The organism is Pseudomonas neustonica (genome assembly GCF_003797945.1).
Lineage (GTDB): Bacteria > Pseudomonadota > Gammaproteobacteria > Pseudomonadales > Pseudomonadaceae > Halopseudomonas > Halopseudomonas neustonica.
On sequence record NZ_RKKU01000068.1, the window covers coordinates 1 to 1,561 of the forward strand.

Consider the following 1,561-nt stretch of genomic DNA (forward strand, 5'->3'; position numbering starts at 1 on the left):
GCCCGGATTTCTCATGAGGGGATAAAAGAAAGCGGCTGAAAGTGCTATAGTTTCAGGACCTTACACCGTTCACCAAGCACCAACAGCCGCTATCCAAAATGGTACCTGAAAAACTGACCTTCTCGCCACTGTCTCGCCGTCAAATTGAAGCCGATTTCTCCGGTGGTCATATCACCTCCGATGCCGGCCTGCTTTTGCTTCGCGAAGTCGACAACCAACACCAGCTCACTCAGCGCCTGGCTACGGTGCTGGACGATGCCCGTAATCCGGTACTGGTTCGCCACAAGCTTCAAACCATGATCCGGCAACGGGTCTTTGGCGTAGCCGCCGGATACGAAGATCTGAACGATCACGAAACGTTACGCGCTGACCAGGCACTTCAGACCGCGACTGGCGAAGCGGCCATTCTAGCGGGCAAATCAACACTGTGCCGAATGGAGCAGCGCGTGGACCGGCAGGCCGTGGTCAAGGCCCACGAACTGCTGTGGCATCACTTCATTGAGCAGCACGACGCCCCACCCAAGGAAATCGTGCTGGACTTCGATGGCACCGACGTTCCGGTGCATGGCGACCAGCCCGGCAAGTTCTTTAACGCCTACTACGATCACCATTGTTACTTCCCGCTGTACGTGTTCTGCGGCCGTCACCTGTTGGTGAGCTACCTGCGCACCAGCAATCGAAGCGACAGCCGCCATAGCTGGGCCATTCTGGCCCTGCTGGTGAAGTTCATCCGGCAGTACTGGCCGGATACCCGCATCGTGTTCCGGGGTGACAGCGGCTTTTACCGTCCCCGATTGCTGAGCTGGTGCGACCGGAACAACGTGGACTATCTGGTCGGCATCAGCAAGAACAGCCGGCTGCTCAAGGAGGTAGACGTACCCTCGATGCTGGTTCGCAAGGCTCACAACGAACTGGGTGAAAAAGTCTCCGCCACCTACCGGTTCCAGTACCAGGCCCGAACCTGGAAACACCCCCGCTGGGTGATCGCGCGTCTGGAGGAAGGCGAACTGGGTGCCAACCCCAGGTTCATTATCAGTTCCCGTTACGACGACGGCGTTAAACTCTACTACGAGCAATACTGTGCCCGGGGTGACATGGAAAACCGGATCAAGGATCAGCAGTTGTGTCTGTTCGCAGATCGCACCTCCAGCACGCGGTGGTGGACCAATCAGTGGCGGTTGCTCCTGTCGGGCTTTGCCTACACGCTGTTCGAGCGATTACGGGCCCACTTGAAGAAGACGCCCTTCGAGAGAATGAGCGCCAGTAACCTGCGGCTGAAGCTGATCAAGGTGGGCGCGGTCATCATTCGCAACACTCGGCGCATACGGGTGTTGATGAGCGATGCCTATCCTTACAAAGACGAACTCTCTGACCTGGTGCGTCAACTGGTTCCGGGATAGAAGCCCGGGCTCCCCCGGCCCGACTCAATGGGGGAAAGGGGGCCGTGTGTCCGGACAACAGGAATTGATCGATTATTGATCAGTCACGGCCGCCAATGAGCGGTAATGGCGGTAACCCGCACAGTCTGCGAGACTTGCTGGGGACCTATGAGAAATCCGGG

1 protein-coding gene is annotated in these 1,561 nt (G+C 57.8%); it reads left to right on the plus strand.

The genetic code is table 11. The features are described from left to right. Positions 1–98: 98 nt before the first annotated feature. Positions 99–1,400 carry an IS1380-like element ISMaq4 family transposase gene (locus tag EF096_RS20120; protein WP_091812234.1) on the plus strand — a complete coding sequence of 434 codons (1,302 nt, stop codon included), beginning with the start codon at positions 99–101 and terminating at the stop codon, positions 1,398–1,400. Positions 1,401–1,561: the final 161 nt, after the last annotated feature.